Source organism: Micromonospora aurantiaca ATCC 27029, assembly GCF_000145235.1.
Classification (GTDB): Bacteria; Actinomycetota; Actinomycetes; order Mycobacteriales; family Micromonosporaceae; genus Micromonospora; species Micromonospora aurantiaca.
Genome location: NC_014391.1, coordinates 2,090,165 through 2,105,364, shown reverse-complemented (window position 1 = coordinate 2,105,364; position 15,200 = coordinate 2,090,165). Strand labels below are relative to the sequence as shown.

Below are 15,200 nucleotides of genomic sequence, written 5' to 3'. Positions count from 1 at the left end.
ACCATCGAACATCCCGGCGGACGTCCCGCCGCCTCGACAGGAGGTCCCCGTGCGGCCCATGAACAGTCAGCCGCCGTCGGAGCAGGCCGGCTCCGGTGGCGCCGCGGACGAGAACACGCCCGCGGGCGTCGTCGGCGGCCGGATCCGGCGCTACCGCAAGGAGCGCGGGCTGACGCTGCGCGGCCTCGCCTCCCGCTCCGGGCTGTCCATCGGCTTCCTGTCCCAGGTCGAGCGGGGCATCTCCTCCATCGGGCTGACCGCGCTCGGCAGCGTCGCCAAGGCGCTCGACCGGTCGGTGGCCGACTTCTTCGACGCCGGCACCGCCGCACCGGACAGCACCGTCTCCTCGCTTCCCCGGCACTTCACGCTGACCAGGGCGGAGACGGCCGCCACGCAGTACGTGTCCGGGCAGCAGACCTACCGCATGCTCTCCGACCGCGGGCCGGACCTGGTGCTCGAACCGATGCTCGTGCACATCGCGCCGGGCGGGCGCCGGGAGAACGCGTACGGTCACCGGGGCGAGGAGTTCGCGTACGTCATCTCCGGCGAGCTGCTCTACGAGGTCGAGGGCGTCGAGCACCGGCTGTTCCCGGGCGACAGCGTGCACCTGCGCTCGTCGGTGCCGCACCAGCTCTACAACGACACCGACGCGGTGACGACTGTGGTCTCGGTGGTCACGCCCCGCCTGTTCTGACCCGCGCCCCGGGCACCACGAATCGCCCTCCGTGTTCACGTAGGTGAACCTGGAGGGCGATTCAGCGTCCGGCGTCAGCGGCCGAGGCGTGCGTCCACGGCGGTCATCGTGTCCTGCCAGACGGCCGAGGCCGGGTCGATGACGGCGAAGTGGTCCCCCGGCTGTTCGAGGTGGCGGATCTCGTCCCCGGCGGCTGCCGCCGCGGCGGCGTAGCGCCGGTTGGCGTCGACGAGGTCGAGGCTGTCCTCCGTTCCCTGCACGAGCAGTGTGGGCACCCCTGTCGGCAGGCGGAGCATCGGGTCGCTCTCGGCGTACCGGCGTGGTGCCGTCAACGGTGAGCCGCCCAGCGCCGCGGCGACCGCGCCGTCGCCGAGGTAGCGCCGCTCGCCCTCGGTGAGGTCGAGCACCCCGGCCAGCGACACCGCGAGCGCGACACGCGGCCCGCTCGTACGCGCGGCGAGGTCCGCCGCGGCGCGCAACGCGAGCTGCCCGCCCGCCGAGTGTCCCAGCACGACGATCCGGTCCAGGTCGACCAACCGGTCGCGGGCCGGTTCCCGCAACGCGAGGAGGCCCGCCTGCACGTCCTGTGTGGTCGCGTCCCAGCCGTGCCGGTCCGGACGCCGGTACTCCAGGTTCCAGCTCGCGTACCCGCGCCGGGCCAGGTCGACGGCGAGCGCGTCCATCAGGTCCGCGCCCCAGATGGACCGCCAGAACCCGCCGTGCAGCAGCACCGCGACCGGCGCCGGCCCGGCGTCCGGGGTGGACGGCAGCCGCAGGTCGCCCCACTGGTCCGGGTCCGGGCCGTAGGCGATCCGGGTGGCCGGCGCACGGAGGCGGTGCACGGCGTGCCGGATCGCCCAGGTCAGGCCCCACAGTCCCCGCCCGGCCAGGTGGACCGCGCCGGGCACCGACGGCTCGACTGTGAGGTCGTACCAGACCACGCCGGACGGCTGCGCGCCGATCAGGGCACGGGCCGCAGCCGTGGGGCCGGGGAGCACCACCACCGGCTGGTCGGTCGCGGCGAGCAGCACGCGCATCTCGTCGGCCGAGGCAGCGGTGACGACCCCGCCGGAGACGTCGAGTTCGGCGCAGGTGGCGGCGGTCAGCGACGCCAGCAGGGCCGCGTCGGCCACCAGGCCGGGGCCGACCAGGACGGTGAGCCGCACCTGACTCACCTGCGCAGCAACGGCAGGACGGCCGAGCCGAGCAGGTCGACGCCGCGCTCGTCGGTGAGGCCGTGCGGCGTGCCGAACTCGACCCGGCGCACGCCCGCGTCGATGAGCGCCTGGGCCTGCGCGGCGACCTGCTCCGGGGTGCCGGAGAAGGCGAACCGGTCGAGCACGTCGTCCGGGATCAGCCGGCCCGCCGCCTCGTCCTCGCCCGCGTCGACCAGCTCGCCGACGCGCTTGACCAGGTCGTCGGGCATCTCGACGGTCGGGTCCAGCTCGGCCACCACCGCCAGGTACATGGCCACCTCGGTGCGGGCCTTGGCGCGGGCCACCTCGCCGTCGGTGTCGACGACTGTGACAGCGCCGAGCACGATGCCGACGTCCGCGACGTCGCGCCCGGCCTTCTCCGCGCCGGTTCGCAGCCGTTCGCGGATCACCGGGACCATGTCCGGGTTGGCGCTGCCGCCCACCTTGATCTCGTCGGCGATCCGCCCGGCCAGCGCCGCGCCCTGCGGGCCCCACGCGCCGAGCAGCAGCGGCGGGTCGGGCCGCTGCACGTCGTAGCGCAGGGCGGTGCCGGGGGCGAGCGAGAAGACCTTTCCGGTGAAGCCGCTGCGGTCGCCGCGCAGCAGGCGGTAGACGACCTGGACGGCCTCCTCGATCGTGGTCAGCGGCCGCGGCTGCGGCAGGCCGACAGCGCCCAGCCAGGTCCCCCGGGCCAGGCCCAGGTAGGCCCGCCCGTGCGAGGCCAGGTCCAGGGCGGCGATCTGACCGGCGATCTCGTACGGCGCCATCGAGTACGGGTTCAGGCAGGCCGCGCCGAGGCGTACCCGTTCGGTCGCCTGTGCCATCTCCAGCAGCGGGAAGATCGGCGGCTGGTACATCAGGTCGCCGAAGACGGTGAGCACGTCGAAGCCGTGCGCCTCGGCGGCGCGGGCCAGCCGGGCGTAGGCGCCGGCCGGCTTGTCGCTCTGGAGGCCGAGTCCGATCTCGACGGTCATGTCAGGTCCGCCGAGTTCATCGTGCGCCGGCAGGTCCGTTCCACCTTCATGACGAGCCGCTCCTCCGGGTCGGGGCAGATGAAGTGGGAGTCCTGGGCCAGCCAGTCCCCCGGCGCCAGGTCACGCTGCTTGGCGGCGAGGAAGGGCAGCACCGAGGCGAGCGCGTACACGCAGAAGTGCTTTCCCTCGGGCAGCCGCAGGTGCGCGCTGTTTGTCAGTTCGAAGTGGTCGCCCACGGCCATGCCGCACACCGACCGGCCCTCGATCCGGTCGACTGTCACCTTCAGGTCGTAGATCTCCATGTCGCCGTCGGCGCTGTCGCTCACGGCCCCTCCCCCTCGTCGATCCGTACGATGATCTTGCCGGTGGTCCGGCGTTCGGCCAGTTCGGTGAGCGCCGCGGGCGCCTCGTCCAGCGAGACGACGCGGCTGACCGGCGGCCGGACCGCGCCGGAGGCGCACATGTCGAACAGTTCCTGGTACGCGGCCTCGACGGCACTGGCCCGCCGCCACGGGTACTGCGAGCCCCAGGACAGGCCGACGAGCGTCGCGTTCGCCGCCATCAGCCGCAGCGGGTCGACAGGCGGCGGTGCGCCACCGGCGGCGCCCACCGCCACCAGGCGTCCCTCGAACGCCAGGCACTCCCAGGAGCGGGCGAACACGTCGCCGCCCACCGGGTCCACCACGACGTCCACGCCCCGCCCGCCGGTAGCCGCGAGCACGGCGGGCACGAAGTCGTCCGCCGTGTAGTCGATCGCCACCTGGGCGCCGTGGTCGCGGCAGATCGCGGTCTTGGCCGGACCGCCGGCGGTGGCCAGGACCCGCGCGCCGCGGGCGACGGCCAGCTGGATCGCGGCGATGCCCACCCCGCCGGCGCCCGCGTGCACCAGCACCGTCTGCCCGGCCGTGAGACCGGATCGTTCCAGCGCGAACCACGCCGTCTGGTAGGTGACCGGCAGCGCCGCCGCGGTGACCGGATCGACGGTGGACGGTCGCGGCACCACCACCGCGGCGTCCACGGTCACCGTGCTGCCGAGCGCGCCGCGCGGCAGCGCCGGGCAGGCGAGCACCTCCTGACCCAGCAGGTGCTCGGCCCCGGCGCCGGCGGCGACGACCCGGCCGGCCGTCTCCACGCCGGGTGTCATCGGCGGGTCCGGCCGCACCGGGTACTCGCCCCGGCAGAGCATGACGTCCAGGAAGTTCAGCCCGACCGTACGGACGGCGAGCTGCACCTCACCGGGCCCGGGCGGCGGGTCGTCGGGCAGGTCGGCGACCGACAGCACGTCCGCCGGCTCACCGGTCCGCCCGGCGACCAGCCGCCGGATCACGCCGCGCCCACCGGTTCCCGGACCAGCTCGGCGTGGTGGTGCACGATCACCCAGCGGCCGTCGATCCGGCGCACCACGTCGGTGACCCGGGTGATCTCCGGCTCGTCGTCCGGGCCGAGCTGCGAGACCAGCTCGTACCGGGCCACGCCGAAGTCGTCCCACACGTCGATGCGCTTGTCCCGCGGGGCGAGCACCGCCAGCCGGGGCCGCTGCCCCGCGGCGTCGCGCCGGGCGCGGTACTCGTCCAGTTCGGCCCGGGTCCGCAGCGGCCCGGGCAGGTGCGTCTCCCAGGTGGTCACGTCGGGGTCCAGGTGCGTGTCGAACCGCTGCTGGTCCCCGGCGAGGAACGCGTCGTACATGTCGTCGATGCCGGCGGCGATCTCCGCCGCGCCTGCCTGCGCGAAGGTCATCGCGTCTCCTCCTGGTTACGGTCGTCGCGGGCGATCTGCCCGCCCTTCATCACCCACCGCACGTCCCGGAAGGCCGAGGTGTCGGCGAGCGGGTCGGCGTCCGTCGCGATCAGGTCGGCCAGCTTGCCGACCTCGACCGTGCCGAGATCGGACTCCGCGCCGAGCCACCGGATCGGGCCGAGCGTGCCGGCGTGGATGGCCCGCGCGGCGCCGATCCGCTCGGACATGTACTCCAGCTCCCGGATCGAGGCGGTGGTGCCCTCGAACTCCCAGAACGGGGGGACGTCGCTGCCGAGCAGCACCTCCACGCCCGCGGCGATGGCCATCTCGAAGCTCTCCAGGTGCCGGGGGCCGGCGCCGAGCGACCGGCACTGCATCCACTCCGGCACGCCTAGCTCGTCGAAGAACTCCTTGCAGCGCGTCACCAGCAGCGTCGGCACGAGCGCCGTGCCACGCTCGGCCATCCGCGCCGCGACCTGCGGGGTGAGCTGGTAGCCGTGCTCCACGCAGTCCAGCCCCAGCTCCACGGCCGCGGCGATCACATCGGCGGGCCCGGCGTGCGCGGTCACCCGGCGGCCCCACGCGTGGGCGGTCTCGATCGCCGCCGTCATCTCGTCGGCGAAGAGCTGCGGCGTGTGGATGCTCTCGTGCTCACCGGCGATGCCGCCCGAGATCATCACCTTGATCAGGTCCGCGCCGGCCTTGATCTGGCTGCGCACGCCCTGTCGGAAGCCGACCGGGCCGTCGCACTCGAGCGTGTCGTTGCCCTCGTGGCCGTGCCCGCCGGTGCACACCAGCGCCCGTCCGGCGGTGTAGATGCGCGGACCCGGGACACGCCCGGCGTTGATCGCCCGCCGCAGCGCGAAGTCGGCGTGGTCCTTCTCCGCCACGCAGCGCACGGTGGTCACGCCGGTGTGCAGCGTGCGCCGTGCCCCGTCGGCCATGTAGTGGGCGAGGTCGTACGCGCCCATCCCCTTGACGTCGTCGCCGGCGGAGCCGGGCAGCGACAGCGAGAAGTGGGTGTGCATGTTGACCAGGCCGGGCGTCACGTACGCGCCGTCGAGGTCCACCTCGGTCAGCCGGCCGGCGGCCCGCGCCTGCTCGGCCACCTCGGCGTACGGCCCGACGGCGGCGATCCGGTCACCCCGGACCCACACCCCGGCGCCGGTCACGGGCGCCATGCCGTCCACCACGCGGGCGTCCAGCACTGTGCAGTTGCCGAGCAGCACGCTCGGCTGTTCGGGCGAATAGGCGGCACTCACGCGATCACTCCATAAACGTCTCGGGCGGCCCGCGCGGAGACGTAGCCCTCGGCCACGTCCCGTCGCACCGCCTCCGGATCCCGACTCCTCGGGTCACCGTGCCCGCCGCCACCGGCGGTCAGCAACGTCACCCGATCCCCCACCGCCACCGCGGTACGCCGTGTGCTCACCCGGTGCTCCCGGTCCGTGCCCGGGAAGACGACCACCTGGTTCGGCTCCGGCTGCTCGCCGCCGGCCAGCGCCCACGGCGCGCTCTTCGTCTTCTTGATCACCGACAGGAACTCACCCGGCGTCACGAACCGGATGTCCCGCCGCAGGCCGCAGCCGCCCCGGAACCGGCCGGCACCACCGGAGTCGGTACGGATCTCCAGTCGCTCGAAGAACATCCCGGTCTTCGACTCCAGCACCTCAACCGGCGTGTTGCGCGCCTGGGTCTGGCACAGGTGGTTCGCCGGTCCGATGCCGTCGTGCCGGGGCGTGCCGCCCCAGCCGACCGGGTCGTTGTTGCTGACCGCGAACATGTCGCCGGTGTCCGGGTGCCGGCCGACCATCATGAACCCGGGCACGTCGCCCCCGGAGGAGGCGGCCAGCCGGTCCGGCATGCCCTGCGCCAGCGCCTTGAGGATCAGCTCCAGCGCGACGGTGCCGGTCCACTGGGTGAACGTGGCGGCCGGATACTGCGCGTGGAACAACGTACCGGGCTCGGCGCGTACCCGCAGGGGCGCGAAGTGCCCGGCGTTGGTCTGCTCGTGCGGCGTGGTGACGCCCTTGAACGCGACCCGGCAGGTGGCGATGGTCGCGCCCAGCGGCAGGTTCACCGGCCCGGGCACCGCCGGGGACGACCCGGCGAAGTCCACTGTGAACTCGCCGTCGGCGACAGTGACGGTGACCCGCATCCGGATCGGATCGTCGCTGACGCCGTCGTCGTCGAGCCAGTCCTCGGCGGTCCAGCTGCCCTGCGGCAGCGCGGCCACCGCCTCCCCGGCGCGCCGCGCGGCGGCGTCGATCACCCGGTCGACGACCGCGTCGACCACCGCCGGACCGTAGTCGCGGTACAACTCGGTCACCCGCCGCTCACCGGTACGCAGCGCGGCGATCTGCGCGTTGAGGTCGCCGAGGACGAGTTCCGGCATCCGTGAGTTGAACCGGATCAGCTCGTGGATCTCCGGCACCGGCTCGCCCCGGGAGTACACCTTCGTGCCGGGGAAGATGATCCCCTCCTGGTGCATGTCCGTGGAGTCGAGCACGTAACCGGGATCCTTGGCACCCAGGTCCATCCAGTGCGCCCGGATGCACAGGAAACCGATCAGCTCCTCGCTGTCCGGCAGCACCACCGGCGCGAACATCGTCGCGTCGTACGTGTGCGCCGCGTTCCAGTACGGGTAGTTGAGCAGCACCACGTCGCCGCGGTGCAGGTTCTCCACGCCGACGTACTCGACGCCCTTGCGCAGGGAGTAGTCGTTGGCGCCGAGGAAGCGGGACAATCCCGTCGACTCCGCGACCAGCCGCAGCCGCCGGTCGTAGACGGAGATGCCGAAGTCGTACACCTCGTAGATCACCGGGTTGAACGCGGTGCGCACCAGCGCGGCCCGCATCTCCTCGGCGGCCGAGACGAGATGGCTGCGGACGACCTCGACGGTTGCCCCGTCGACAGTCGGCTCACCCATCGACGTCCACTCCGTAGACGTCCCGGGCCGCCTCCGGGGAGACGTAGCCCTCGGCCACGTCGCGCCGGACCGCCTCGGGGTCGCGGCCGCGCGGGTCGCCGTGCCCACCGCCACCGGCGGTCAGAAGGGTGACCCGGTCGCCCACAGCGACCGTCGTGCGCTTGGTGCTCACCCGGTGCTCGCGGTCGGTGCCCGGGAACACCACGATCTGGTTCGGCTCCGGCTGCAAGCCGCCGTCGAGCGCCCACGGTGCGCTCTTCGTCTTCTTGATGACGGTGAGGAACTCACCGGGCGTCACGAACCGGATGTCCCGCCGCAGGCCGCAACCACCACGGAACCGGCCGGCGCCACCGGAGTCCTCGCGGATCTCCCAGCGCTCGAAGAACATCCCGGTCTTGGCCTCCATGACCTCGATCGGGGTGCCCCGGCCGGTGCTGCCGGAGACGTGGGTGGCGGCGTCCATCCCGTCGTGCTGCGCGGTGCCGCCCCAGCCCACCAGGTCGTTGTTGCTGACCGCGAACATCTTCCCGGTGTCCGGGTGCAGGCCGACCATCATGAAGCCGGGCACGTCGCCGCCGGAGGAGGCGGGCAGCAGGTCCGGCATGCCCTGGGCCAGCGCCTTGAGGATCAGCTCCACCGCGACGATGCCGGTCCAGAGCGTGAACGTCGGCTGCGGGTAGACGGCGTGGAACAGCGTGCCCGGCTCGGCCCGCACCTCCAGCGGCGCCACGGTGCCGGCGTTCGACGGCTCGTCCCGGGAGGTGAGCGACTTCAGCACGACCTTGCAGATCGCCTCGGTCGCGCCGAACGGCATGTTGATCGGGCCGCGGGTGGCCGGGGCCGAACCGGCGAAGTCGACGACGAAGCGCCCGTCGGCGATGGTGACGGTGACGCGCATCTTCACCGGGTCGTCGCTGATGCCGTCGTCGTCCACCCAGTCCTCGGCGGTCCAGGTGCCCTGCGGCAGCGTGGCCAGCGCCGCGCGGGCGCGGGCCTCACCGTCGGCGATGATCCGGTCGATCGCCTGGTTCACGGTGTCCCGGCCGAACTTCTCGATGATCTCCAGCATCCGCCGCTCGCCGGTGCGCAGCGCGGCGATCTGCGCGTGCAGGTCACCCAGCACCGCGTCGGGCATCCGCGAGTTGAACCGGATCAGCTCGTGGATCTCGCGCACCGGCTCGCCCCGGGACACGACCTTGGTGCCCGGGAAGATGAGCCCCTCCTGGTGCATGTCGGTCGAGTCGAGCACGTAGCCGGGGTCCTTGGCGCCCAGGTCCATCCAGTGCGCGCGGACGCAGAGGAAGCCGACCAGGTCGCCGTCCGCGTCCGGGTCCGCCTCGTCCGGCCGGAACACCGGCGCGAACAGCGTCGCGTCGAACGCGTGCGCCGCGTTCCAGTACGGGTAGTTGAGCAGCACCACGTCACCGCGGTGCAGGTTCTCCCGGCCCACGTACTCCACGCCCTTGCGCAGCGAGAAGTCGTTCGCGCCGAGGAAGAACGTCAGCCCGGTGGCCTCGGCGACCAGCCGCAGGTCGGCGTCGTACATCGACAGGCCGAAGTCGTGCACCTCGTAGATGACCGGGTTGAAGGAGGTACGGATGAGGGTGGCCCGCATCTCCTCCGCGGCCGACAGCAGATAGCTGCGGACGACCTCGACCTGGGCTCCGTCCAGCGTGGTCATGCGGCTTCCTCCAGGGTGACGAGCAGGTATCCGTGGTCGTCGACGGTGACCCGCTGGCCGCTGGGCACCACTGTGGTGGAGGTGCCCTCGTCGATCAGCGCCGGTCCGTCGAAGGTGTCGCCCGGCTCCAGGCGGGCCCGGTCGTAGACCGCGAACGGCACCACCGCCTGCTGCCCGAAGTCGTAGGCGTCGCGGTGTGCCAGCAGCGCCTGCGACGGGTCGCCGTCGCCGCGCGGCAGGGTCTCCAGCTCCGGCCGGTCGGTGCGCCCGATGCCGCGTACCCGCAGGTTGAGGATCTGGAGCGGGTTGCCCATGGTGTGGCCGTACCGGGTGCGGTGCGTCTCGTCGAACGCGGCGCGGATCGCGTCGCGGTCCAGCTCACGCCCGACGGTGACCATCAGGCTGTGCTCCTGGCCGAGGTAGCGCAGCTCGAACTGCCGCTCCAGCACCGCCTCGCCGGCCGGCACGCCCTGCGCCACCAGCGACGCGACGGCCTCGGCCTCGACGGCCTTGAACAGCTGCTCCAGCTCCGACAGGTCGGCGTCGTCGAGCGTGGCCATCACGGTACGGCTGAAGTCGTTGACGATGTCGGCCGAGAGCATGCCCCAGGCGGAGAAGCCGGACGGCGCGAACGGCACGACCACCTCGCCGATGCCCATCTCCCGGGCCAGCAGCGGTGCCAGCAGCGGGCCGGCGCCACCGAACGCGAGCAGCGCGAACTGCCGGGGGTCGTGCCCCCGCTCGACGGTGATCTGCCGGACCGCGCCCACGGTGCGGGCCAGCAGCACGTCGAACACTCCCGCCGCCGCGTTCTCCACGCTCAGGCCGAGCGGATCGGCGAGCTGCTCCTGGATCGCGGCGCGCGCCTCGGCGTCGCGCAGCCCCATGGTGCCGGCGAGGAAGCGGTCCGGGTCCATGTAGCCGAGCACCACCGCCGCGTCGGTGACAGTCGGCTTGGTGCCGCCCCGGCCGTAGCAGACCGGGCCGGGGTCGGCGCCGGCGCTCTGCGGGCCGACCTTGAGCAGGCCGTGGTCGAGCCAGGCGATCGAGCCGCCGCCGGCGCCGATGGTACGGATGTCGTACGTCGGGATGAGCAGCGGGAAATGCTCCAGCTGGGCCTCGTACGCGGCGACCGGGTTGCCGCGCTCGATCACGCAGGCGTCCAGGGAGGTGCCGCCGATGTCGAACGTGAGCACGTTGTCGCGGCCCAGCTCGGAGGCGACGTAGGCGGCACCGACGATGCCGCCGGCCGGGCCGGACAGCACTGTGTGCGTGGGGGCGGTCTTGGCGACCGCGCTGGTCATCGAGCCGCCGCCGGAGCGCATGATCAGGAAGCGCCCGGAGAAGCCGCGCTCGGCAAGGCCGGCCTCCAGCTCGTCCACGTACCGCTCGAAGATCGGCCGGATGTACGCCTCCAGCACCGTGGTGCTGGTGCGCTCGTACTCCCGGTACTCGCGCACGATGTCGGTCGACAGCGACAGGCTGACCTCGGGGAACTCCTCGTGGATCAGGCGCGCGGCCTCCCGCTCGTGGCTCGGGTCGAGGAACGAGTGCAGGAAGCAGATGGCGATCGAGGTGACCTGCTGGTCCACCACGAGCGTGCGGGCGGCCTCCCGGACGCTGTCCGGGTCCAGCGGCTCCACCACGCGGCCCCGGTAGTCCAGCCGGCCCCGCACACCGGCGGTGAAGCGGCGCTGCACCAGGCTCTCCGGCCGCTGGTACTGGAAGTCGTACATGTGGTCGGACGGCACGTTGCCGCGGCCGATCAGGAAGACGTCCCGGAAGCCCTCGTTGGTGATGATGCCGGTACGGCCACCACGGCGTTCCAGCACCGCGTTGAGGCCGAGGGTGGTGCCGTGGATGAACAGCTCCACCTCGGACAGGTCGGTGCCGAGCGCGGTGATCGCGTTGAGGACACCGTCCGCGGGCCGGGCCGGGGTCGTGGCCGCCTTGCGGAACCGGACCCGGTTGGTGCGGGTGTCCAGTTCCATGGCGTCCACGAAGGTCCCGCCGATGTCGACGGCGAGCCGGATGGGGCGACGGGTCATGGCGTGACAGCCTGCCTTCCGATGAGGGCGGGAAGCTCGGGAACGCGCCAGCAGGCGGCCCGGCTCTCGCCGTACGACTGAAGCTCCTGCTGCTCCGCTCGGCACCGGTCGGTGACGAACGGGCACCGGGCGGCCAGTGGGCACCCGGTCGCGGCGTCGGCTTCCTCCAGGTCCTTGACCAGCTCGACGGCCTCGCCGTCGGACCCGGTCGTCCCGCCGAGGCGGGGGGCGCTGCCCAGCAGCGCGCGGGTGTACGGGTGCCGGGGCGTGTCGAAGACGACGTCCACCGGTCCCTCCTCGACGACCCGGCCGAGGTAGAGCACCACGACGCGGTCGGCGAACCCGCGCACCGTGGCCAGGTCGTGGGAGATGAACACCGAGGCGCGTTCCGCGTCGGCGGCCACGTCGGCGATCACGTCGAGGATCTGCGCCTGGACGGTGACGTCCAGCGCCGAGGTCGGTTCGTCGAAGACGATCAGGTCCGGCTCGCCGACCAGCGCGCGGGCGATGCCGATGCGTTGCGCCTGGCCGCCGGACAGCTCGTGCGGGTAGCGCTGGAGGATCGACCGGTCCAGCTCCATCCGGTCCAGCACGGCGGTGACGCGCTCCTCCCGCTGCGCCGGGGACAGGCCGGCGGCGCGCAGCGGCTCGGCGATGGAGTCGCCGACGGGACGGCGCGGGCTGAGCGAGCCGATCGGGTCCTGGAACACGAGCTGGGCCCGGGTCCGGGCCCGGCGCAGTGCCCGGCCCCGCGGACGGGGGCGGCCCGGCTGCTTGACCAGTGCCTGCCCGGCGACCGTGACGGTGCCGGACGTGGGCGCGACCAGGCCCATCACGAGCTTGGCGAGGGTGCTCTTGCCGCAACCGCTCTCGCCCACCACACCGAGCGTCTCGCCCGGCCCGAGCCGCAGCGTGACGCCGCGCAGCGCGTGGTGCCCGCCGGAACCGAACCGGCTGCGGTAGACGACGTGCGCGTCCTCGATCTCCAGCACGGCGGGCTTCGCGTCCGCGCCGGCCGAGACCGCGCCGGACGCTGCCGGCGTGTGCGACGCCTGCGGCACGTCGGCGTCCAGCGGCCGGGTCTGCGGGTGGAAGCAGGCGAGCGACCACTCGCCGCCACCGGGTACCGGCACTGTGGCCGGGCGCCGGGACGAGCAGGTGCCGTCGGCGTGCGCGCACCGGGCGACGAACGGGCAGTTGTGCGGCTCCTGCGTCAGCAGCGGCATGGCGCCGGGGGTGGCGACGACCGGCCGGCCGCCGACGTCCGGCACCGAACGCAGCAGCGCCCGGGTGTACGGGTGCGCGGGCTCCCGCAGCACCTGCGCGGCCGGTCCGCTCTCCACCACGGTGCCGGCGTAGAGCACCACCACCCGGTCGCAGACCTCCGCGATGGAGGCCAGGTCGTGCGAGATCAGCAGGACGCCCCGGCCGTCGGTGTCGGCGGCGTGCCGGAACTGACGCAGGATCTCCCGGGTCAGGGTCACGTCCAGGCCGGTGGTCGGCTCGTCGGCGATCAGCAGCTCCGGCGCGCAGCCGGTGGCCAGCGAGATCATCACCCGCTGGGCCATGCCGCCGGACAGCTCGTGGGCGTACGCGTCGAGCCGCCGCTGCGGGCTGCGGATGCCGACCGCCTCGAACAGCTCGCGCGCCGCCTCCCGGGCCCGGTCGCCGGACATCTCCTGGTGGGTGGCGAGCCGGTCGACGAGCTGCTTGCCGATGGTGCGGGTGGGGCTGAGCGCGCCGCGCGGGTTCTGGAAGCAGATCGCCACCCCGCGCCCGCGGTGGGCGGCGAGCGCGGTGTCGTCCATCCGCAGCACGTCCGAGTCGCCGAACAGCACCCGGCCGGTGGCGTGCGAGCCGCCGGGCAGCAGCCCGACGACGGCGCGGGCCACCATGCTCTTGCCGCCGCCGCTCTCGCCGACCAGGCCGACGACCTCGCCGGGCCGGACGGCGAAACTGACGCCGCTGAGCGCGGCGACCTGCCGGCCGGGCCGGCGGATCGTCACGGAGAGGTTCTCGATCGACAGCATGGTCACCGCCGCTTCGCGTTCGCGCGGTCCTGCAGGCCTTCGCCGAGCAGGCTGAACCCCAGGACGCAGACGAACAGGGCCAGGCCGGGCGGGACCGAGGTCCACCACCGGCCGCCGACCACGTCCGCGGCACCCAGGCTGATCATGGCGCCCCACTCCGCCTCGGGGATGCTCACGCCCAGGCCGAGGAAGGAGAGCCCGGCCAGGGTGAGCATGGCCCAGCCGCAGTTCAGCGGCGCGATCACCCGGACCGGGGTGAGGCTGTTGGGGAGCAGGTGCCGCCAGAGCACGCCGACCGGCGACGCTCCGGAGGTGATCGCGGCGTCCACGAACGGCAGTTCCCGCAGCGACCGCACCTCGGCGCGGACCAGCCGGGCGTACGCCGGCGCGTTCACCGCCGCGATCGTGATGATCAGGTTGATCGTGCCGTTGCCGAGCAGCGCGGCCACCGCGAGCGCCAGGATGAACGTGGGGAACGACTGGAAGATGTCGACCACCCGCATCAGCACGTCGTCGAGCCAGCCGCCGAAGTAGCCGGCGACCAGGCCGAGCAGCGTGCCGACGACCACCGCGAGCGCCACGGCGGCCAGCGCGATGCCCAGGTCGAGCCGGGCGGCGTAGAGCACCCGGCTCCAGATGTCCATGCCGTTGCCGTCGGTGCCGAGCAGGTGGCTGCCGCCCGGCGCGACGAGCGTGTTCGCCGCGTCGATCTCGGTCTCGCCCCACTGGCTCAGCAGCGGCGCGAACACCGCCAGCAGCGCGACCACCGACAGGATGCTCGCCCCGGCGATGATCATGCGGCGGGCGAATCGGCTGTCCCGGTCGCCGCCGGGCACGACCACCGGCGCGGCGGCGGGACCGTCGGGGACGGTTCGCAGCTCGGCCATCAGAGCCTCACTCTCGGGTCGAGGATCGCGTGGACCACGTCGGCGATGAGGAACACCAGCACGTAGCACAGCGCGATGACCAGCACCGACGCCTGCACCACCGGGTAGTCCCGGTAGAGCAGGCCGCGGAGGGCCCACTGGCCGAAGCCCTGCCACGAGTACACGTACTCAACGAGCACGGTGGAGCCGATCGCCGTACCGAAGACAAGCGCGGCCAGCGACGGCAGCCGGACCAGCGTCGCCCGCAGCAGGTAGCCGTAGTGCAGCGTGCGGTCGCGCAGCCCGTGCGCCTTCGCCGCGGCGTACGACTCCGAGTGCAGCACCTCCAGCGCGGAGGCCCGGACGCTGCGCAGCAGCGGGGCGACCACGCCGACCACGAGGGTCAGCACCGGCAGCACCAGGTACGCCGCGGCCGAGGCGATCGCCGGCCCGTTGGCGGTGAGGACGGCGTCGACGAGGTCGGCGCCGGTGAGCGGGGTCAGGCCGGTGTCCGGGTCGACGCGGCCGTTGGGGGCCGGGAACCAGCCGAGGATGCTGTAGCCGACGAGCACCAGCACCAGGCCGAGCCAGAACTCCGGTACGGAGTTGCCGACCAGCGCGAAGATCCGGACGCTGTGGTCGCCGGCCCGGTTGGCCCGCTTGGCCGACCAGATGCCCAGCACCGTCGCCACCACGAGCGCGATGCTCACCGAGATGACGACGAGTTCCAGGGTCGGACCCACCCGCAGCGCCATCTCCGAGCCCACGGAGCTGCCGCTCTGGATCGACGTCCCGAAGTCACCGGTCAGCAGCCCGCCGAGGTAGTCGAGGAACTGCTGCCACAGGGACTGGTCCAGCCCGAAGCGGGCACGGGCCGCGGCGGCGTCCTCCTCTGTGGCGTTCTGCCCGAGGATGCTGCGGACCGGGTCGCCCGGCAGCACTCGGACCAGGAGGAAGGCCAGGACGACCACTCCGAGCAGAACGGGGATCAGCTGGAGTAGTCGCCTGACGACGAACCGGAAGATACGCATGGGTGGGTGAGGTC

Annotated in this window: 13 protein-coding genes; 1 reads left to right on the top strand and 12 read right to left on the bottom strand. The window is 73.1% G+C overall.

From position 1 onward, the window contains the following. Nucleotides 1-58: 58 nt before the first annotated feature. Nucleotides 59-694 (top strand): helix-turn-helix domain-containing protein, encoded by a 636-nt coding sequence (locus MICAU_RS09915; protein WP_221488115.1) that lies wholly within the window; start codon nt 59-61, stop codon nt 692-694. A gap of 74 nt (nt 695-768) precedes the next feature. On the opposite strand, the gene MICAU_RS09910 is transcribed toward MICAU_RS09915, so the two are convergent. From MICAU_RS09910 to MICAU_RS09855, 12 genes are read right to left on the bottom strand one after another with little or no spacing between them, the layout of a single operon-like run. Beyond that, nucleotides 769-1,860, bottom strand: a complete 1,092-nt coding sequence (locus MICAU_RS09910; RefSeq protein WP_244879744.1) for an alpha/beta hydrolase — start codon at nt 1,858-1,860, stop codon at nt 769-771. Between the two features lie 5 nt (nt 1,861-1,865). Next, nucleotides 1,866-2,864 (bottom strand): LLM class flavin-dependent oxidoreductase, encoded by a 999-nt coding sequence (locus MICAU_RS09905; protein WP_013285159.1) that lies wholly within the window; start codon nt 2,862-2,864, stop codon nt 1,866-1,868. Continuing rightward, nucleotides 2,861-3,190: a TIGR04076 family protein gene (locus MICAU_RS09900; RefSeq protein ID WP_013285158.1), complete on the bottom strand. Its 330-nt coding sequence runs from the start codon at nt 3,188-3,190 to the stop codon at nt 2,861-2,863. Before MICAU_RS09900 ends, MICAU_RS09905 begins: the two co-directional genes overlap by 4 nt. After that, nucleotides 3,187-4,191 (bottom strand): zinc-binding dehydrogenase, encoded by a 1,005-nt coding sequence (locus MICAU_RS09895; RefSeq protein WP_013285157.1) that lies wholly within the window; start codon nt 4,189-4,191, stop codon nt 3,187-3,189. The genes MICAU_RS09900 and MICAU_RS09895 overlap by 4 nt, the downstream gene beginning before the upstream one ends. Continuing rightward, nucleotides 4,188-4,601: a nuclear transport factor 2 family protein gene (locus MICAU_RS09890; RefSeq protein WP_013285156.1), complete on the bottom strand. Its 414-nt coding sequence runs from the start codon at nt 4,599-4,601 to the stop codon at nt 4,188-4,190. The genes MICAU_RS09895 and MICAU_RS09890 overlap by 4 nt, the downstream gene beginning before the upstream one ends. After that, the gene (locus tag MICAU_RS09885; RefSeq protein ID WP_013285155.1) at nt 4,598-5,863 is read right to left on the bottom strand and encodes an amidohydrolase family protein; all 1,266 of its coding nucleotides are present in this window, start codon (nt 5,861-5,863) and stop codon (nt 4,598-4,600) included. Before MICAU_RS09885 ends, MICAU_RS09890 begins: the two co-directional genes overlap by 4 nt. Beyond that, nucleotides 5,860-7,530 (bottom strand): hydantoinase B/oxoprolinase family protein, encoded by a 1,671-nt coding sequence (locus MICAU_RS09880; RefSeq protein ID WP_013285154.1) that lies wholly within the window; start codon nt 7,528-7,530, stop codon nt 5,860-5,862. The genes MICAU_RS09885 and MICAU_RS09880 overlap by 4 nt, the downstream gene beginning before the upstream one ends. Next, entirely contained in the window at nt 7,523-9,211 is a 1,689-nt protein-coding gene (locus MICAU_RS09875) for a hydantoinase B/oxoprolinase family protein (protein WP_013285153.1), read from the bottom strand. The genes MICAU_RS09880 and MICAU_RS09875 overlap by 8 nt, the downstream gene beginning before the upstream one ends. Continuing rightward, a complete protein-coding gene (locus MICAU_RS09870; protein ID WP_013285152.1) occupies nt 9,208-11,259 on the bottom strand; it encodes a hydantoinase/oxoprolinase family protein in 2,052 nt (683 codons plus the stop codon). The genes MICAU_RS09875 and MICAU_RS09870 overlap by 4 nt, the downstream gene beginning before the upstream one ends. Continuing rightward, nucleotides 11,256-13,289, bottom strand: coding sequence for an ABC transporter ATP-binding protein (locus MICAU_RS09865; RefSeq protein ID WP_013285151.1), 2,034 nt, complete (start codon nt 13,287-13,289; stop codon nt 11,256-11,258). The genes MICAU_RS09870 and MICAU_RS09865 overlap by 4 nt, the downstream gene beginning before the upstream one ends. Before the next feature lie 2 nt (nt 13,290-13,291). Further along, nucleotides 13,292-14,176 carry an ABC transporter permease gene (locus tag MICAU_RS09860; RefSeq protein WP_013285150.1) on the bottom strand — a complete coding sequence of 295 codons (885 nt, stop codon included), beginning with the start codon at nt 14,174-14,176 and terminating at the stop codon, nt 13,292-13,294. Continuing rightward, nucleotides 14,176-15,186, bottom strand: a complete 1,011-nt coding sequence (locus MICAU_RS09855) for an ABC transporter permease (protein ID WP_013285149.1) — start codon at nt 15,184-15,186, stop codon at nt 14,176-14,178. The genes MICAU_RS09860 and MICAU_RS09855 overlap by 1 nt, the downstream gene beginning before the upstream one ends. Nucleotides 15,187-15,200 lie beyond the last annotated feature (14 nt).